Source organism: Vibrio sp. 1402 (assembly GCF_033340275.1).
Window position 1 is genome coordinate 1 of sequence record NZ_JAWOWE010000548.1, and the last position, 561, is coordinate 561.

The 561-nt window shown below is 47.2% G+C and carries 1 pseudogene; it reads right to left on the reverse strand.

Features of this window, described 5'->3' with window-relative positions:
- A pseudogene (locus R7044_RS27185) lies at positions 1 to 561 on the reverse strand (endonuclease/exonuclease/phosphatase family protein); the annotation flags it as partial.

Genomic DNA, 561 nt, shown 5'->3' on the forward strand with positions numbered 1-561 from the left:
TTTGCTTGGGTTCTTATTTGAGCGAACCTTGCAATCGGCTTGGGTATCTCGCGTTACCAATTGTGCATCGTTACCGAGCGTCATGATCGCCCACAACCAATCACGTTGATACGACAAGTTGTGATTGAAATCGCCCATTACGGCATACTGCTCTTTTTTCTTTTCTCTCTCGCTCATCCATTTCGCAAGTGCTTCTCCTTGTTGACTCAGTGTCTGGCAATCACGACTGTTTTTATACGCTCCGCTGCATCCTGCTTTTAGATGCACAGAGAGCAGGTGAAGCTCGTCCTTTTGGCTTGGGTTAACGACGATGTAACTGGCAAAGCGCAACTTGCTATTACCACGCGTGATTGAGAAGTCTGCTGGGTCAGACACTTCAATGTCTTTGCGCACAGCAAAACCGGTGTACTGATTGGTATCAGAAAACTGAAGGTGCTTATTGTTTGATTGAGCTCGATCAGAGAGATAAATCGCGTAGCCATCGCCTACGGCTTTTTGAACCGCGGCTTTGGAGTCGACCTCCTGAAAGGCGATGATGTCGGCTTGAGTTTTATCCACATA